General features: G+C 66.3%; 15 protein-coding genes. 4 read left to right on the plus strand and 11 right to left on the minus strand.

Annotation, left to right across the window (positions count from 1 at the left end; all coding sequences use genetic code 11):
• Nucleotides 1-136: 136 nt before the first annotated feature.
• The 3 genes from BLQ58_RS26855 to BLQ58_RS26865 are packed head-to-tail and all read right to left on the minus strand — an operon-like array spanning nt 137 to nt 3,910.
• Complete coding sequence (locus BLQ58_RS26855; protein ID WP_092603408.1) at nt 137-2,380, minus strand: polysaccharide biosynthesis tyrosine autokinase; 2,244 nt, start codon at nt 2,378-2,380, stop codon at nt 137-139.
• Nucleotides 2,377-2,853: a low molecular weight protein-tyrosine-phosphatase gene (locus BLQ58_RS26860; protein WP_092603410.1), complete on the minus strand. Its 477-nt coding sequence runs from the start codon at nt 2,851-2,853 to the stop codon at nt 2,377-2,379. Before BLQ58_RS26860 ends, BLQ58_RS26855 begins: the two co-directional genes overlap by 4 nt.
• 19 nt (nt 2,854-2,872) lie before the next feature.
• Complete coding sequence (locus BLQ58_RS26865) at nt 2,873-3,910, minus strand: polysaccharide biosynthesis/export family protein (RefSeq protein WP_254776202.1); 1,038 nt, start codon at nt 3,908-3,910, stop codon at nt 2,873-2,875.
• Nucleotides 3,911-4,331: 421 nt separating this feature from the next.
• Between BLQ58_RS26865 and BLQ58_RS26870 the strand changes: the two genes are divergently transcribed.
• Together BLQ58_RS26870 and BLQ58_RS26875 are read left to right on the plus strand one after the other, a co-directional pair.
• A complete protein-coding gene (locus BLQ58_RS26870; RefSeq protein ID WP_092603414.1) occupies nt 4,332-5,528 on the plus strand; it encodes a glycosyltransferase in 1,197 nt (398 codons plus the stop codon).
• 9 nt (nt 5,529-5,537) lie between these two features.
• A complete protein-coding gene (locus BLQ58_RS26875) occupies nt 5,538-6,437 on the plus strand; it encodes a glycosyltransferase family 2 protein (RefSeq protein WP_092603416.1) in 900 nt (299 codons plus the stop codon).
• A 29-nt stretch (nt 6,438-6,466) separates the two neighbouring features.
• Here BLQ58_RS26875 and BLQ58_RS26880 read toward each other — a convergent pair whose 3' ends face one another.
• On the minus strand, nt 6,467-7,021 hold the full coding sequence (locus BLQ58_RS26880; RefSeq protein WP_092603418.1) for an LbetaH domain-containing protein: 555 nt from the start codon (nt 7,019-7,021) through the stop codon (nt 6,467-6,469).
• A gap of 218 nt (nt 7,022-7,239) precedes the next feature.
• On the opposite strand from BLQ58_RS26880, the gene BLQ58_RS26885 reads away from it, so the two are divergent.
• Nucleotides 7,240-8,061 (plus strand): class I SAM-dependent methyltransferase, encoded by an 822-nt coding sequence (locus BLQ58_RS26885; protein ID WP_092603420.1) that lies wholly within the window; start codon nt 7,240-7,242, stop codon nt 8,059-8,061.
• A gap of 48 nt (nt 8,062-8,109) precedes the next feature.
• Here the strand turns inward: BLQ58_RS26885 and BLQ58_RS26890 are convergent, their stop codons facing one another.
• On the minus strand, nt 8,110-9,372 hold the full coding sequence (locus BLQ58_RS26890; RefSeq protein WP_092603438.1) for a glycosyltransferase WbuB: 1,263 nt from the start codon (nt 9,370-9,372) through the stop codon (nt 8,110-8,112).
• Between the two features lie 294 nt (nt 9,373-9,666).
• Between BLQ58_RS26890 and BLQ58_RS26895 the strand changes: the two genes are divergently transcribed.
• Nucleotides 9,667-11,031: a lipopolysaccharide biosynthesis protein gene (locus BLQ58_RS26895; RefSeq protein WP_092603422.1), complete on the plus strand. Its 1,365-nt coding sequence runs from the start codon at nt 9,667-9,669 to the stop codon at nt 11,029-11,031.
• 93 nt (nt 11,032-11,124) lie between these two features.
• Here the strand turns inward: BLQ58_RS26895 and BLQ58_RS26900 are convergent, their stop codons facing one another.
• The 6 genes from BLQ58_RS26900 to gmd all read right to left on the minus strand — a co-directional run bounded on the left by BLQ58_RS26900 (nt 11,125) and on the right by gmd (nt 17,613).
• Nucleotides 11,125-12,243, minus strand: coding sequence for a glycosyltransferase family 4 protein (locus tag BLQ58_RS26900; protein WP_092603424.1), 1,119 nt, complete (start codon nt 12,241-12,243; stop codon nt 11,125-11,127).
• Nucleotides 12,244-12,251: 8 nt separating this feature from the next.
• A complete protein-coding gene (locus tag BLQ58_RS26905; RefSeq protein WP_049815806.1) occupies nt 12,252-13,022 on the minus strand; it encodes a glycosyltransferase family 2 protein in 771 nt (256 codons plus the stop codon).
• Nucleotides 13,019-14,338, minus strand: a complete 1,320-nt coding sequence (locus BLQ58_RS29265; RefSeq protein ID WP_029050787.1) for a hypothetical protein — start codon at nt 14,336-14,338, stop codon at nt 13,019-13,021. Before BLQ58_RS29265 ends, BLQ58_RS26905 begins: the two co-directional genes overlap by 4 nt.
• A gap of 139 nt (nt 14,339-14,477) precedes the next feature.
• Nucleotides 14,478-15,413 (minus strand): hypothetical protein, encoded by a 936-nt coding sequence (locus BLQ58_RS26910; RefSeq protein WP_029050786.1) that lies wholly within the window; start codon nt 15,411-15,413, stop codon nt 14,478-14,480.
• A gap of 36 nt (nt 15,414-15,449) precedes the next feature.
• Complete coding sequence (locus tag BLQ58_RS26915) at nt 15,450-16,415, minus strand: GDP-L-fucose synthase family protein (RefSeq protein ID WP_029050785.1); 966 nt, start codon at nt 16,413-16,415, stop codon at nt 15,450-15,452.
• Nucleotides 16,408-17,613 (minus strand): GDP-mannose 4,6-dehydratase, encoded by a 1,206-nt coding sequence (gmd, locus tag BLQ58_RS26920; protein WP_029050784.1) that lies wholly within the window; start codon nt 17,611-17,613, stop codon nt 16,408-16,410. Before gmd ends, BLQ58_RS26915 begins: the two co-directional genes overlap by 8 nt.
• Between the last annotated feature and the right edge of the window lie 80 nt (nt 17,614-17,693).

The raw sequence follows: 17,693 nt of genomic DNA on the forward strand, positions 1-17,693 counted from the left end.
CCGAAAACCGGCAAACCGGGAAACCGGGAAACCGGGAAAGCCGGGAAACCGGGAAAGCCGGGAAAGTCCAGAAACCTCGCGGCCCAATGAAAAACCCGGCCAGCGGCCGGGTTTGCGAAGACGGGTGCGTGTGCTGTCAGGCGCGCCTTGCCTGGTCCGCGCTGTACTGGTTGATGTAGCGGTACTTGCCAAACCGGTAGTGCGCGCGGTACCAGCGGCCATCCACCTGCAGGCCGTTGAACAGCACGCCCTTGATCTGGTTGCCTGCCTGATGGATGATGCGCTGGGCGGCCTTGAGTTCGCCGGTCGTGCTGCGGTCTGCGCGGGCCACCATGAACACCGCCCCGGACTTGCCCGCCAGGATCGCGGCATCGGATGCGGCCAGCACCGGCGGCGTATCGAGCAGCACCATGTCGTAGCGGCGCTTGAGCAGTTCCAGCAGGCTGTCCATCGCGGGGTTCTGCAGCAGGTCCGCTGCCAGCGGCGGTTCGGAGCCGGTGGCGATGAAGTCCACGCCGGGCACCACATCGCGCTGCAGCACCTGGTCCAGCGGGGCGCCGGTCAGGTACTCGGTCAGCCCCGGCGTGCGCTTGGTGCCGAAACGGTGATTCAGGCTGCCGCGCCGCAGGTCGGCATCGATCAGCACCACCCGGCGGCCCGCACTGGCTGCCACCGCGGCAAAGTTCGCGCAGATGAAAGACTTGCCCACGTCGGGGGCCGGGCCGGTAATCATCACCACGTTGCTGTCGGTATTGGCCAGCGCGAACTGTAGCGCGGTGCGGAAGCTTCGCAGGCTCTCGATGGCCGGATCGTCGGGTATCCGCTGGGCCAGCAGGTCGCCGCCAGACTTGCCGTCACTATGCAGGCGCGCCTGGTGCGTGCTGAACGGGATGGTGGCGTACACCGTCATGCCGGTGTGCTGCTCGATCTCGTCCGCGTCCGTCACGCCGCCGTCCAGCACGCGGCGCAGGATCACCGCAGCCAGCCCGGCCACGATACCCAGCACCAGCGAGCCCACGCCGATCAGCAGGCGGTTGGGGCGTACCGGCTTGAGCGGCACGTCGGCCGCGTCCACCAGGCGGGCGGTGCCCACCTTGCTGGCGCGCACCAGCTTCAGCTGCTGCACGTCGTTGAGCAGCGACTGGTACATCTCGGTGCTGACCTTCACGTCACGCATCAGGCGCAGCACGTTCTGCTCCACGTCGGGCAGCTTCTGGATGCGGCCGGTCACGCCGTTGAGCTGGGCCTGCAGGTTGCCGATCTGGTTGTCCAGGATCTCGATGGTCGGGTGGTTGCCCGTGAAGCGCGCAATCAGCTCGGTGCGCTTCTGGCGCAGTTCCTGCAGCTTGGTCTGGATGGCCACCGACTGCGACAGGATCAGCTTCGATTCCTCGCTCAGGTCGATCGTGCCGCGCTGGTTGCGCATGGCGTTGTAGCGCGTTTCGGCCGTTTCCACCTGCTGCTTCAACTCGGGCAGCTGGGTTTCCAGGAAGGCCAGCGACTTTTCCGCCTCGGCGGCCTTGCGGCGCACGTTCTGGTCGACGTACTCGGTGCCGATCTCGTTCAGGATTGCGGCCGTCATGGCCGGCGAACCGCCTTCCAGCGCCACGCCGATCACCCCGCTCTGCTTGCCCTTCTCGGTAATCTGCAGGCGGTCCTGCAGGTCCGCGATGGCCGCCGCGCGCGGCAGGTGGATCACGTTGAACTCCGCGCCCGGCCGCCCTTCAAGCTGGTCGATCTGGATCGTCACGCTGCCGCTGGCCGTGGCCACCGTCAGCGGCGCGCCCAGCACGCCCTCGCCCTTGGCATCGTCGCTGGCGAACGACAGACGGTACTTGTGGTCGCCCAGCGCCGTGACCAGTATCTTGCGGCCGTCCATGGCCTGCGGAACTTCGAGCCGCGCCACCGTGATCGATTCGCTGCCCCATGCGAAGCCGCCCATGCCGAACAACCCCGGCTTCGACAGTTCGCGGTTGAACCCGGCCACGGCCGATCCGATTCCGGGGAAATAGCGCGGCGACGCCACCAGGTTCAGCTGCAGCGAATCCACCGCCTTGCCCACCACCATGCGTGAGCGCAGCAGTTCGATTTCGGCGGCCGCAGCGGGTTTGACGTCGAACACCGGCGATACGGACGCCGCCATCTTGGTGGCGCCGCTCGCCGGATTCGGTTCCTCCACCTGCACCAGGATGTCCGCGCGATACACGGGCTTGGCCACCATGGCGTAGATGAGTCCGATCACCACGCCGGTCAGCACGATGCTCAGGAACGTCCAGCGGTAGCGGACCAGGATGTCCAGGTAGGCGGTCAGGTCCACCGGATTGTCATGCGGATCCACCAGGTCTTGCTCGTAGTCCCGCATGTTCTTGACGTTGCTCATGATGCCTCCCCGTAACCAATAGCCAACGTACTGCGCTGAATGTCTGCCTGAATCTGCGCCGACCAGGAGTCGACGCCTTGTCTGATAAGTCCCAGCACGATCACGAACATCGTGTGCGATCCGCCGAACGGGTCGGGGATGTCGGTGTGTTCGTGCTCGCAAAGCCGGAAGATCCGGTGGCGGGCCTCCGGATATTGCTCGGCCAGTTCGTCGCCCTGTTCGTTGTCCATCACCAGTACCAGGTCTGCCTGCGTCATCAGGTCGGCATCCACGGCGCGCGCCCGGTGGCTGCCCAGGTCCATGCCTTCGGGTTTCAGCAGGCGGATCACGTGGGGATCTGCGCTGGCTCCCACCGGCGGCGCCAGCCCGGCGGAAATCACGCGGCAGTCAGGCAGCGCCCGCTGCAGCAGGACGGCAGCCATGGGACTGCGGCAGCGGTTGCCAAGACAGACGACAAGAATGGTGCGAACCATGGAAACTCGCGTGTTGGGCCTAGGGTTTCAGGCTGTTGATGCCGATGATCGGGTTGACGAGCAGGCTCATGACGCGGTTCCATCGCACCAGGTTGCGGGCATCCACATAGACCACGTCCTTCGGTTCGAGGTCGAAGCTCTCGGCCACGGCCAGCGCGGCGGGCGAGGTGCCATCGAGGTGGTAGACCTTGGGCTTGTCCTCCGACGTGCGGCGGATCACGAAGATCTGCTCGGCATTGGCCGTACCGGGATTCACGCCGCCGGCGTCACCCAGTGCTTCGTTGAGCGACATCTTGCCGTTGCGCATCAGCAGCGACGTGGGCTTGACCACTTCGCCGGTCACGAAGATCTTGCTGTCCTCGCGCTGCTCCACGCGCACGATGTCGCCGGATTTCAGCATGATGCGCGCCGGGTCCACGCCCTTCTGCAGCAGCGCGGGGATGTTGACGTACCAGCTCTGCTCGCCACGCGTCACGCGGATGCGGCTGTTGTCGCCCGTCAGGTTCAGCACGCCGCCGGCCCGGTTCAGTGCCTCGACCAGCGTCATCGGCGCATCGTCGATGGCCAGCATGCCGGGCGTCTTCACTTCGCCGTCCACGTACACGCGCTGGCTGCGGAAGCCAAGCACGCGCACGGTCATCTGCGGATCGCGGACCACGCGCGACAGGATGCGCGCCATTTCGTCACGCACCTGGTTGGCGGTCTTGCCCCCCACGTGCATCACCCCGGCGTACGGAAACTGGATATCGCCGCTGGGGCTCACCACATAGCCCGGCATGTTCGATCCGCCCGACGACGTGGGAATCTCGAACGCGGCGCCAATGCTGTAGGTCTGCGTCGGGAACACCAGTTCGGGGTGGTCCCACACCACCACGGAAATGATGTCGCCGGCACCGATCAGATAGGGCGCTGGCGTGCCGTACAGCTCCTCGACGTTCAGGTTGGCCGGCTTGGTCTTCGAGCGCATTTCCTGCACCAGTTCCATCGTGATCGGCGTGACGTCGGCCTTGGCGTCCGGTCCGACGGCGGTCACGGTGGTCTGGGGGCTGAAGTACATGCCTGGCGATGCTGCGCAGCCCGCCAGCAGCAGGGCTGCGCCCAGCGCGGCGAACAGGCCCGCACGGCGGCAACGATCGACTGCGGAACGACTGCTACGGCTGAGATGTTGATTCATGCTCACGGCATCCTCCTCCTGCAATGTGCGGGCGAACCACGAACCGGCGCGCCACGCCCCTGGATGTCAGCATCTTGAAATGTGCGGGGTACTGAATCGGTGCGTTTTCGCACACTGACCGACCCGCTGTGCACTGCCCTGGCGCGACCGATGTGCGAGCGGGCACAGGGCGCCGACTGTGGCAGACAAGGCGCTTCGCGTAGGTGGCCGAACGAACATAGCGCGGCGCGGGTTGCGCCTTATCCTGCGGCCAAGCAAGGCCCGGAGGGCGGGCCCGCATTGCAGTTTTTGCCGAAGGCCGACAATGAGGCTGCTCCACGTCATTCCATCGATGCATCCCGCGGGCGGTGGTCCGATCGAGGGCGTGCGTCAGCTTCGCAAGCCGCTGCAGGCACATGGCGTGGAGGTCCACGTCTGCTGTGGGGACGCGCCCGATGCGCCGCATATCCGCGATAACGAATATCCGCTGATCGCGCTCGGTCCCGGCAAGGGGCGCTACGGTCTGAACCTGCCCATGCTCAGGTGGCTGCGCGACCATTGCGAGGACTACGACGCGATCATCGTGGAGGGCATCTGGCAGTTCCACAGCGTGGCGCTGTGGCTGGCCACGCGCGGCAAGCGGGTTCCTTACTTCGTCTTCACGCACGGCATGCTGGACCCATGGTTCAAGCGCCGCTACCCGCTCAAGCATCTGAAGAAGTGCCTGTACTGGCCCATTGGCGACTACTGGGTGCTGCGCCACGCGCGCGCGGTGCTGTTCACCTGCGAGGAAGAGCGGCTGCGCGCCCGGGAGTCGTTCGCGCTCTACCGCTGCAAGGAGGAAATCGTGTCGTATGGCACGTCGGCGCCGCCCGACGACGCGGCACGGCAGCGCGATGCCTTCCTGGCGGCCTATCCGGCGGCCGCCGGCAAGCGCAACCTGCTGTTCCTGGGCCGCCTGCACGAAAAGAAGGGATGCGACCTGCTGCTGCGGGCGTTTGCCGAAGTGGCGCACCAGGACCCCGCGCTGCAGCTGGTGATGGCCGGTCCCTGCGATCACGCCACGCGCCGCGCGCTGGTGTCGATCGCGGAGGACGCCGGTATCCACGGCCGCGTGATCTGGACAGGGATGCTCGCCGGCGATCTGAAGTGGGGGGCGTTCCGCACGGCCGAGGCCTTCTGCCTGCCGTCCCACCAGGAGAACTTTGGCGTGGCCGTGGCCGAAGCCATGGCGTGCGGCGTGCCGGTGCTGATTTCGGACAAGGTGAATATCTGGCGCGAGATCGTGCAGGACGAGGCGGGCCTGGCCGGCGACGACAGCGTGGCCGGCACGGTGGCCGTGCTGCGCCAGTGGCTGGATGTGGCGCCCGATGCGCGGGCGCGCATGGGCGCCGCCGCGCTTGCCAGCTTCCAGAAACGCTTCCAGGTGGAGCGCGTGGCCGCGCGGCTGGTGCATCTGCTCGGCGATCGGCAGGATGCCATGCCGGCGCCCGATGCATCGCTGCATGGCGAACCCTACTAGCCAGAACCGATGGACAAGCTCTCTGTATTGATCCTCACGAAGAACGAGGCCCTCGACATTGGCGGGTGCCTGCGCGCGGTGTCTCGGCTGCAGGACGTGCATGTGCTGGATTCGGCCAGCACCGACGCCACCCGCGAGATCGCCGCCGCGCATGGCGCCACCGTGACGGTGCGCCCATTCGACAACTTCGCGGCGCAGCGCAACTTCGGCCTGCACGAGTTGCCGCTGCGCAACGACTGGGTTCTGATCCTCGATGCCGACGAACGCGCCAGCCCCGAGCTGATCGAGGAGTCGCTGGCCATGGTACGGCAGGCGCCCGACAACGTGGCCGCTGGCCGCATCCGGCGGCGTGACTACTGGATGGGCAAGCACCTGAAGCACTCGATCATCTCGCCGCTGAGCATCCGCCTGGTGCGACGGTCGCGTGTGCACTACGAACGGGATATCAACGAGGTGCTGGTCGTGGACGGCGACATTGCCGACATGCGCCATCACTTTGACCATTTTTCGTTCTCGAAGGGCATGTCCCACTGGTTCGACAAGCACAACCTGTATTCGACGATGGAGGCCGAGCTGATCGCCTCGCGGCGCGTCGGCAAGCCGTCGCTGGCCAAGGCGTTCTTCGCACGCGATCCGCATGAGCGGCGCATGCACCAGAAGCGCCTGTTCTACCGCATGCCGGGCCGGCCGCTGCTGAAGTTCCTCTATGTGCTGCTGTTCCGCGGCGGCTGCCTGGATGGCCCGATCAGCCTGCACTATGCGCTGCTGCAATCGATCTACGAGTACATGATCGTGCTGAAGACGCGCGAAATGCGCATGGCCGCCGATGCCGCCGCCGCCGAAGCGCGCGGCCCGGTCACGGATGGCGACACCCACGCCGTGAAATCGCAACCCGTCGAGACGCGCTAGCGGACGGCCTTGCCCGCGCGGCCGGATGCCTATGCCTGCGGCGTGCGCTGGGCGATAGGCTTGGCCGGCATGCCGCCGTAGACGGTCCACGGCTGGCCCAGCGAGCGCGTGACCACGGAGCGCGGCGCCACCACCGAACCTTCGGCGATCGTCACGCCGGGCGACAGGAACGCCTCGGCGCAGATCCAGACATGGCGCTCCAGCGTGATGGGCGAGGAGATCAGCTGGAAGGTCGGGTCGTTGTAGTCGTGCGAGCCCGTGCACAGGTGCGAACCCTGCGACACGATCACATGGTCGGCCAGACGGATCGGGCTGATGTTGTAGAGCGTGGATCCGTCGGCCACGGCGCAGTGATCGTCAACCGACAGGTTCCACGGGGCCCAGACCTTCACCGAGGGATAGATGTGCACGTGCTGGCCGATGTGCGCGCCGAACAGGCGCAGCAGCGCGGCGCGCCAGCGGTGGAAGGTGCGCGGGCTCGGGCGGAACAGCAGCAGCCAGAGCCAGTTCCAGATCTGCCGCCGAATGCGGTTTTCCAGTGAGAAGGACGGGCCGGAATAGCGGTCTACACGCTGAATGATCATCGGATGTCCTGCCTTGAATACATGGTCCGGGCTTGCGCAATGCACCCGGTTGCAGGGTGCTGCATGCGGCTTGCGGACTCGGTACGCCATCCCACATAGCCGAAGCACGCCGCGCGCGGTATCGTACCGTTGTACGTGTAGTGACGGCGCAATGTCCGCTCTGCGGTGGTCGCGGCGATCCGGCGGGATCGCATTGGAAGGAATGGGACGGGGTAGCCATGAATTCTCCAGTGATGCAGCAGGATGTCATCAATCGCAAGGCATGGAGGAGCTGGGGAGCCAGGCGCTGGTTCCGGATCCTCAGCGACTGGACCGATCCCGGCGAGGCCGCCGCGGTGGCATTGGTGGCCGACAGCGTGCGCGGCGCACCGATTCTCGACGTGGGCGTGGGCGGCGGACGCACCGTGCCGCTGCTGCGCAGCGTGAGCGACGATTACCTGGCCATCGACTACATGCCCGAGATGGTGGAGATCTGCAGCCGCAATCATCCGGGCGTTCGCGTACGGCAGATGGATGCGCGCGACCTGTCGGCGTTTGCGGACGACAGCTTCGGGCTGATCATGTTCAGCTTCAACGGCATCGACGCGGTGGACTACCCGGGCCGGCAGGCCATCCTGCACGAATTCGCGCGGGTGCTGCGGCCGGGCGGGTGGCTGGTCTTTTCGACGCACAACATGGCAGGGCCTTCGTATCGCGAGACGCTGACCCGCTTCCTGCAGGTGCCGCGGTGGTCGAACAACCCGTTGCGGCTGGGATTCAATGTGGCGCGTATCGTGGTGAACCTGCCGCTGGCGGCGATCAACTACCGGCGCAATTCGCGGCTGAACCGCGAGTTCGACGGCTACGCCGTGCGCGTTTGCGCCGCGCACAAGTTCGGCATCGTCATCGTCTACACGGAACTGGAACACCAGCGGCGCGAACTGGACGCGCTGGGATTCGAGACGGCCGCGGTGTACGGCAACCTAGACGATCAGCCGTTGAGGCCGGACCAGCCGCTGCAAGACATCATGTGGTTCCACTTCGTGGCGCGCAAGGCGTAGCGCCGCGGCTGGCGTTCGCCTGGCCGGCATCGGCCAACGCACGCGGTCTCAGTCGTTGCCGATGCCTACGGCGGCGGCTTCGTCGCGCGAGCGTTCCAGCACCAGTTGCAGCAGCGTGGCTTCCATGTCCTGGTACACGGCTTCGCGGTCGAGGTGCCGTTCGGCCCATGCGCGGCCTGCGGCGCCCAGCATGCCGCGCCGTACCGGTTGCTCCGCCAGTGTGGCAATCGCGTGCGCCAGCGCCGGTGCATCACCCGGTTGGACCACCACGCCGCACTGCGCCACCAGCGTGGCAAGTTCGGTGCCGGCGTGGGCCGTGGCTACCACCGGACGGCCGCTGGCCAGCATGCCAGTGAGTTTCGAGGGCAGCACGAGATCGGCGGCATCGGCGCGCTGCGGCATCAGATGGATGTCGGCGCAGCCCAGCAGGGCCGGGAAGCGGTCGGTGGACTGCAGCGGCAGGAAATGCACGCGTTCCAGGCCTTCGCAGCGGTCGGCCAGGTCGGCGCGGCCGGCGCCATCGCCGCAGAAGATGAAATGGATGTGGCGATGGCCCGCCAGCAGGCGCGCGGACTCCGCCAGCAGTTCCAGGCCCTGCTTGGCGCCCATGTTGCCCGAGTACAGGGCCACGACGGCGTCGGGCGCAATGCCAAGCATCTCGCGGTACTTGTGGTCGGCCAGCGGCCGGATGGCGCGCAGGTCGACGGCATTTGGCAGCATGACCAGCCGCGACGGCGGCACGCCCTTCTGACGTGCGCGCGCCAGCATGGCGTGCGAGATCGTGGAGATGCGGTCGAAGCGTGCCAGCGCGCCGCGCTCGAGCCGGTTGGCCAGCCATTTCAGCGCGGGGTGCTTGAGCAGCCCCAGCGCAAAGGCGGCGTCCACTTCGTAGTCCTGGATGTGCAGCCACGTGGCCGCCTGGCGCCAGCGCCCGAACAGCAGCGCAGCGGGCGCGCAGGCCAGCGGCGGCTCCACCAGCATCAGCACGTCGGGCCGCCACGTCCACTGCGCCCACAGGACCGGCAGGCTGCTGGCGGCGAAGCTGGCCAGGTGGATCAGGCGCTTCAGTCCCGAAGGCCGGTGCGGCACCCACAGCGGGGCGCGATAGATGCGCACGCCGTTGAGATCTTCGCGGCGGTACTTCCAGCCGGCGTAGCCTTCCGAGATGCGCCAGGCGGGGTAGTAGGGGGGGGCGGTGATGACGCGCACGTCGTGGCCGCGTGCGGCGAGCCATTCCGCCTGTTCCGTGGCGTACTTGCCGATGCCGGTGATCTCCGGGGCGTAGTTCAGGCAGTAGAGCAGCAGCTTCATGTCGCGATCGAGGTCGGAAAGGCGCGTACGGACGGATTCCGGCACCTGGTCGCGCCATGTCCTTGACTGGCTGGGAGCGGCAGGCTGCGGGCGGGTTGCGGACGCATTGCGGGTCCAGGCGAAAGCCGTACGGCCTGCGCACGATGCCAGTGTCCCCGGTTTGCGCCGTGACAACTGTGTGGCAACACACGCACGCCGGGCGCGTGGCCTTGCGGCGCATGGTGTGTGCCACCGAACAGAGGGCGAATGATTCACGCGCGATGCTGCTGCAGTCGGCCTGTGTCAGGAACCATCATGAACCGGATTGCTCGCGGTATTGGCGCCAATGTGTATGCCCAGGCGTCTACCGTTGCCACCCAACTGCTGAGCGTGCCCCTGCTGCTGACGGCATGGGGCCCCGAACGCTATGGCACGTGGCTGATGCTGCTGACCGTTGCCGCCTATCTGGGCCTGTTCGAATTCGGATTCACCGGCGTGGCCATGAACCGCATGATCATGGGCATTGCGGCGGGCAAGGCCGACATGGCGATGGTGAGCTACCAGTCGGCGTTCGTGCTGATCCTAGGCGTTGGCGTGGTGCTGTCGGCGGTCGCGGTGCCGGTCGGCATCGGCATTGCGGCGCCCGTGGCGGGGTGGCTCGGCATCGACGCGGCAGATGTTCTGCCCGCCGCGCTGATGATCGTGATGCAGGTAATCGCGCAGATGCTTGTGGTGCTGCTGTGCGGCGTGTACCAGGCCGAGCAGCGTTACGCCCAGTCCACGATCTGGACCAATACCGCACGGCTGATCGAGTTTGCGCTGGTGTCGGCCGGCGCGGTCTGGCTGAAGGCGGGCTTCATGGAACTGCTGGCCGTGATTGCGCTGACACGCCTGGGGCTCGTGCTGGCGATGTACACCCACGCCTGCCAGTTCGCGCCGTGGGCGCGCGTCGGTCTGAGGCATGCCTCGCTGCATGACCTGCGCGAGATGCTGCTGCCGGCCATCGCCATGCTGGCCTTTCCCTTCGGCAACGCGCTGAACCTGCAGGGCATCGTGCTGCTGGCGGGCACGCTGTTCGGACCCGTGGTGGTGGCGCATTTCTCGGCCATGCGCACGCTGGCGCGCATTCCGTACCAGCTGTCGCAGCTGGTCAATCTGGCCCTGGCGCCGGAAATCGGCCGGCTCTATGGCGAAGGCAAGACGCTGGCGCTGCGATCGCTCTACCGTCGTTCCACTGCAGGCTGCATTGCGCTGGCCGTGCTGTCCAGCGGTGCGCTGTACGTGCTGGGCGACTGGATCTGCCGCTTCTGGACACACGGCAAGCTGCTGCCCGAGCATCCGGACTACGAATGGCTGCTGCTGGCCGCCGTGGTCAATTCGCTGTGGTACACCGGCTCGCTGATGTTCACGTCGACCAATAACCACACGCGCTATTCGCTGTTGTACCTCGGCGCCAACGCGGCGGGTCTGCTGGTGGCCTGGCTGGCCGGCAAGTCGATTGGCAGTTCCGCCGTGGCCCTCGGCGTGCTGGCCACCGAAGTGGTGCTGTTCCTGGCGCTGCTGCCGCGCATCCGGGTCTTTGTGCGCAGCGGCATGGTGGTGCCGAAGCCGGCATCCAGTGTGGCCTCCACGGCGTCCTCCACTGCGGCCTCCGATGCGGCACCTCACGCGGCGCCCTGAGCGACGCGGTCTTCCGGATTCTTCCCGACGCTTTCGTCAATGCCGAAGCCGCCCGGCCGCGCAGGCGGCAGGGCGGCGATTCCCGCGCGGATTTCAGATGGTGGCCTCGCCCAGAGCGGCCGAGGAAGTGGAAACCGGCCGCGATGCCGTCTGGCGTGCGCCGGACCAGCGCAGTGCGTCGGTCAGGTTACGCAGCCAGAGCGACGGATGGTATTGCGCGCCCAGCGCACGGCTGGCGCGCGACATGGCGACGATACCGGCATCGTCGGTGTCGGTCAGCGCCTGCATGGCCGCCGCCAGCATCGCGGGGTCGTCGGCGGCGAACTTGTAGCCGTTGAAGCCGTTCTTGACCAGGTGCGGCGCGGCGCCGCACGATGTGGTGCAGAGGATCGGCAGGCCCACGGCCGCGGCTTCCTGCAGCGCCACACACCATGGCTCGCGACGGCTGGGCATGATCAGCGCGCGGTGGCGGGCCATGGTGGCCGGCAGTTCATCCGGCTCCAGGAAGCCGTGGACGTGCACACCGGGCACATTCGCGTCATCGAGCGTGCCCGCGCCATAGATATGCAGCGGCCACGCATCGGCGGCGTGCTGGCGGTACATGCGATAGGCCGCGAGGAGCGTATCGAGGCCTTTTTCCGGAGCCAGCCGGCCGACGAAGACAAAGCCGTCGCCGCGCGCGGGGTCGCGTGTCTCGCCTGCCTCGAAGAAGGCGGGATCGCAGGTGAACAGGCCATCCAGTATCTGGCTGTCGGAGAACCCCAGGCGCCGCGCGAACTGGAACTGGCGCTCGCCGGGCACGAAGGCGCGATCGAAGTATGGGGTGATCATCACGCGCGACAGCACCGAGCCGCCAATCTGCTTGAGGCGGGCTTCCCACTGGTTGTCCATGGCCAGCAGCCGCAGCGTGCGGCCCGCCATGGCGCGGCAGATGCGCATGTACTGGGGAATATGCCAGCCGGAGACGATCATGATGTCCGGCGCGAACTGCGCCACCTCCGCCTGCAGAAGCGATTCGTCGATCTGGTCGGGCTGCCACTGGATGACCCGCACGCCTTCACGGCGCCCTTCGTCGAGCCGGGTGTACGGTGACACCGGGTGCGGCACGAAGCACGAATAGAGCACCTGTGCGCCGCCGTCGACGGCGGCGTTGATGGCCGCATTCAGATAGCCCGAGCCTTGGGGCCACAGAATCGCGATTCTCGTCTGCATGATGGAAATTACCTCCAGCGCGTGGGTAGGCGGGTCGTCAGGTGTTTTTCGGCCCGAAGCAGATAGGCCGGGATGACATCGTAGGGGCGCCGCTCGCGGTTCATGACCTTGCGGAACATGCGGGCCCCGTCGCGGTAGAACTGTTCGAGCAGGCGGTTGGTGCCGGAGATCGACGTGTCGTGGATGCGGAACAGGCCGACGTGGCGTCGCGAGGCCCGAAACCGCGCGCCACGCACGGCCATGTCGAGCAGCAGCTCGCCGTCCCAGCAGGTGCTGTTCTCGATGTTGAACCCCTGCACGGCGTGATAGCAGCCGGCGCGGAAGAACACGCCCTGCTGGAACAGGTTGGCCGCGCCGTAGACCAGACGCAGGCGCGACATGGTCGAGGCGCGGATTTCGCGCAGCAGCTTGCCGTCGCCGTCGATCTTGAAGCCGCTGCCGCACAGGACGTCGATGTCGGGGTGGGCCTCGAAGACCGCCGCGGCGTAGGCCAGCGAACCCGGCAGTAGCGCATCGTCGGCATTGAGAAAGAAGAAGACGTCGCCAGTGGCCTGCCGGAAGCCGTTGTTCAGGCCGTCGGCGGGCCCGCGGTCGCGCTCGTATACGCGCTGGATCCGGTCGCCGTAGCCGTCGATGATGTCGCGGCTGCCGTCGGTGCTGCCGGGGTCCACCACGATGTATTGCAGGTTGCCGTAGTGCTGGTCGAGGACGGAATCGATACAGGCGGGCAGATACTTGGCCTGATTGAAGGAAATCGTGACGACGCTGATCTTGATCACACGGACCTCGCGAGTTTGAATCTGGACGGCCGCGTACCCGTTTCTGCGGGGGTGCGGACGCGGACACGGTGCTGCTGCATGGCGCTGAACGCGAACATGACCCCGACGAAGACGGCAGCCTGCCAGCGGTTGGCGGCACCGAAGGGCGAGAAGAACACGTCCCAGATGAACTGCGGCAGTGCCACGCAGAAGTAGACCGGCATTTGCCTGACCTGCGCCAGGAACATGCGCAGGCAGCCGCCCACCACGCTCAGCCAGAAGATGCCGCCGGCGATGCCGCACCACACCATCGCGCCCATCAGGTACGAGTGCGTGGGAATCATCGTGGTTTCGAGTTCGTCGAACTTGTCGGTCAGCGCCATGCCCATCTGGTGGGTCAGGCGGTTGTATTCATCGACGTAGCCGTGGCGGTCGACGGCCCAGGAGCCATGACCCAGCAGCGGGGCGTCCAGGAACGCCTTGACCGAGATGACGACTTCCGAACGCCCGCCGAACAGGATGCCGTACTCGCTGTTGGCCTGCACGGTGTACTTGTGGACCGCCTCCGGCGACAGGAAGCCGAAGTCGGCCGAATGCGCGAAGACCAGCGTGAACACCATGTTGAGGATGAAGATGACGAAGGCCAGCACGGCAAAGATCAGCAGCACGCCGCCGGCCTTGCGCACGAGCTTCCCGAGCTTGTGCATGAATACGGAGTTGCGGGACAGGAACACGATCGCACCCAGCACCGACATGGCAGCCAGGCTGCGGAAGTCGAACACGATCGACATTGCGGAAAACGCCAGCAGGCAGCACGCGGTGAACACCTTGCCGGCGCGCCGCGCGGACAGGTAGGCCAGCAGCAGCACCAGCAGCGGCGTGGCAAAGCCCCACTTCCAGGGATTCAGCAGCGCCGCCTCCACCGGATTTGCCAGCGTGTCGTACATCTGGAACATGGTCGTGCCCGCCAGGAAGTACCAGATGCGCCGTTCCTGCCCGTGATTGAAGTGGATGGCAATCGCATAGACGGTGCCAAAGAACACCAGCGGCGCCAGCACGCCCTTGAGCGAGGTGACGAGGTCGCTGTGGTTCTGGATGTCGGACAGGGTCTGCGCCACGCACCACATCAGCGTCAGCGCCAGCAGCGGAGCCAGCTTGCGGTCTACCTTGAACGATGCCAGGTGGTAGGCGGTCACCAACAGCGCCAGCAGTTCGCCGATGCTGATCTCGCCCAGCATCACCACGCGGATGGCCGAGATCGCGCCCAGCGCGAAGTAGAAGATCGCGTGGTCTCCTTCGGCCCAGGGCCGCCGGCTTGTCGTATAGAGCTGCCGCATCCGCAATCCTGTCTTGGTTGCAAGGTCTACAAGGTCATCCGGACGGCCACGCCGACCCAGCCGTCAGACACCGTGTCCGCAGGTTCCCATCGGACTGCTGCGGCATCTGTGCGTCGCCGCACACGAATCCGGCCCGCGCCTAGCCGACCACGCGCTTGAGCGAGCGGACGACCGATTCCAGGCCGTGCCGGCAGCGCAGCCGGTCCGCGGTGTCGCGCAGCGTCCACATCAGCCTTGCGCGCAGATGGCCCATGCGCGTCTTGTAGTAGGTGTGGTCCGTGTACTCGGCATTGATCATCGCCGGGTTGATGTAGATGCGATGGCCGGCCGCGCGCAGGTCGTCGTGGAACGAGATGTGCTCGTTGACCTCGTCGCCGTTGATGTCGACGCCGGCGTAGTGGCCTTTCACGAACGCCTCGCGCTTGTAGATGGCAAAGCCGCCGCCAGCGGAGTCCACTTCGATCAGCCCGGTGTCGGCGGGGATGTGGATCTGCTTGGAGCCCACGCACATGTCGAACGCCTGGCGCGGCCCCACCTTTTCCACCACCGCGTGGTAAGCCTTCCAGCAGTCCACCGGCGACCAGTACGGATGCCTCAGCGCCCAGATGTCGTAGTAGCACAGGCGCTGGTTGGCGGTGATGCCGCTCCAGTCGATATCGGTGTCCCAGCAGGACAGCACACCGGCGGCGTCCAGCGCGGTGTTCAGGCCATCCATGTCCGCCTCGATCACATAGTCGATATGTGCATACTCGGGCGCCGAGCGAATCAGGTCCACGTACCGGTTGCGGCAGATGGCGATGCGGTCGCACCGCACCGGATGCTGGTCGCGCAGGTGCCCCAGCGAGATGAAGGCAAAACCGGGGCGCGTCCGGGCGAGCCGCTGCAGCGTCTCGATCGAGTCGTCCGACGAATCGCTTTCGGCCAGCAGGAAGCTGACCGAAGCGAACGGCGACAAGGCGCGGGCCAGCCGTTCCGTCTCTTTCTCGATGGTGGCGCTGCAGTTCCGGACCGGCCCCGCCACCAGTACATGCGACTGCGCGGCGGGCTTCCTGAGCATGCGCGATGCGTTTGCCATGGTGCGCGTCTCCATACAGGCGGCCAACGGCCGTGGTCAGCCGACGATGCCGTCGCGCACGATGTCGCGATACGTCGATTGCAGGCCTTCCGGCAGCGCGATACGCGGCCGCCAGCCCAGACTGGTGATGGCGCTGTTGTCCAGCAGCTTGCGCAGCGTGCCGTCGGGCCTGGACGGATCGAACGTGATCTCGCCCCGATAGCCCACGGCTTCGGCAACCATGCCCGCCAGCTCGGCAATCGTGACGTCGTAGCCGCTGCCGGCGTTCAAATGCGTGCCGGAGGGGCCGGCGCAGTCGTCGTAGACCGCGCGGTCCGCATCCATTACGTGCAGGCAGGCTTGTGCCAGATCGTCCACGTGCAGGAATTCGCGCCGGGGGGTGCCGGTGCCCCAGATGGCGATCTCGCCTGTCCCGTTCTTGCGGGCCTCGTGAAAGCGGCGCAGCAGGGCCGGAATCACATGGCTGTTTTCGGGATGGTAGTTGTCGCCGGGTCCGTACAGGTTCGACGGCATCAGGCAGCGGTAATCGGTGCCGTACTGGAGGTTGTAGCTCTGGCACAGCATGATGCCGGCGATCTTGGCCAGCGCGTACGGCGCGTTGGTGGATTCCAGCTCGCCGGTCAGCAACGATGCCTCGACGATCGGCTGCGGCGCCAGCTTCGGATAGACGCAGCTCGATCCCAGGTACAGCATCTTGCGCACCCCGGCCCGGTACGACTCGTGAATCACGTTCGTCGCCATTGCCAGGTTCTGCTGGATGAACTCGGCACGGTACGTGTTGTTGGCGTGGATGCCGCCGACGCGGCCGGCGGCCATGTAGACCACGTCCACCGGCTGCGATGCAAAGAAGGCGCGCACCTGCTGCTGGTCGGTAAGGTCCAGTTCGGCATGCGTGCGGCACACCAGGTTCACGTCGCCCCGCGCCGCCAGCGCGCGCACGATGGCCGACCCCACCATGCCGCGGTGCCCGGCCACGAAGACGTTGGGTTGGGAATCACTCATGGTAGTTGTAGGTCCTGAAGCCCGCCATCTTGACCAGTGCGTCGCGGCGCGCCGAGGCGAAGTCGGCCTCGATCATCTCGTGCACCAGTTCGTCGAACGTGATGCGCGGCGACCAGCCCAGCTGTTCGCGGGCGCGGGTTGGATCGCCCAAAAGCGTTTCGACCTCGGTGGGACGGAAGTAGCGCGGGTCCACGCGCACGATCACGTCGCCCACCTTGCAGCGCGAAGACAGCTGGCGCCGTGCATCCTCGATATGGGTAATGATGCCCACCTCGTCGACGCCGGTGCCTTCGAACTTCACCGTGATGCCCAGCTTGCCCGCCGCCAGCGTGACGAAGTCGCGCACGCTGTGCTGTTCGCCGGTGGCGATGACAAAGTCCTGCGGCGCGGCCTGCTGCAGCATCAGCCACTGCATCTCGACATAGTCGCGGGCATGGCCCCAGTCGCGCAGTGCCGACAGGTTGCCCAGGTACAGCGTGTCCTGCAGCCCCAGCGCAATCCGCGCAATGGCGCGCGTGATCTTGCGCGTGACGAAGGTTTCGCCGCGCACAGGGCTCTCGTGGTTGAACAGGATGCCGTTGCACGCGTACATGCCGTACGCTTCGCGATAGTTCACGGTGATCCAGTAGGCGTAGAGCTTGGCCACCGCGTAGGGGCTGCGCGGATAGAACGGCGTGGTCTCGCGCTGGGGAATCTCCTGCACCAGGCCGTACAGCTCCGATGTGGATGCCTGGTAGAAGCGCGTGTCCTTTTCCATGCCAAGGATGCGGACGGCTTCGAGCAGGCGCAGCGAACCGATGGCATCGGTGTTGGCGGTGTATTCGGGTTCCTCGAACGACACCTGGACATGGCTCTGGGCCGCGAGGTTGTAGATCTCGTCCGGCGCCGACTGCTGCACCACGCGTACCAGGCTGGCCGTATCGGTCATGTCGCCGTGGTGCAGGATCAGGCTGCGGCGCGGCGCCTGCGGGTCTTCGTACAGATGGTCGATGCGCTCGGTATTGAACAGCGAACTGCGGCGCTTGATGCCATGGACCTCGTAGCCCTTCGCGAGCAGGAATTCACTCAGGTACGAACCGTCCTGTCCGGTGATGCCGGTGATCAGTGCCCGGCGCCTGCCGTTGCGGCCTTGCGGGACCTGCGAATCGCCGGCCTTGTCTTCCGTGTGGAGGAGGTTGTCCAGTTCGTTTGCGCCCATGACAGTCACATGTTGGTTTGCGGTAATGCGGACTGTATGGGGTGCTGCACCGTACCCACTGTCTGGTAGCCCACACAGCG

Origin of the sequence: Ralstonia sp. 25mfcol4.1 (assembly GCF_900104095.1) — a bacterium.
Taxonomy (GTDB): domain Bacteria; phylum Pseudomonadota; class Gammaproteobacteria; order Burkholderiales; family Burkholderiaceae; genus Cupriavidus.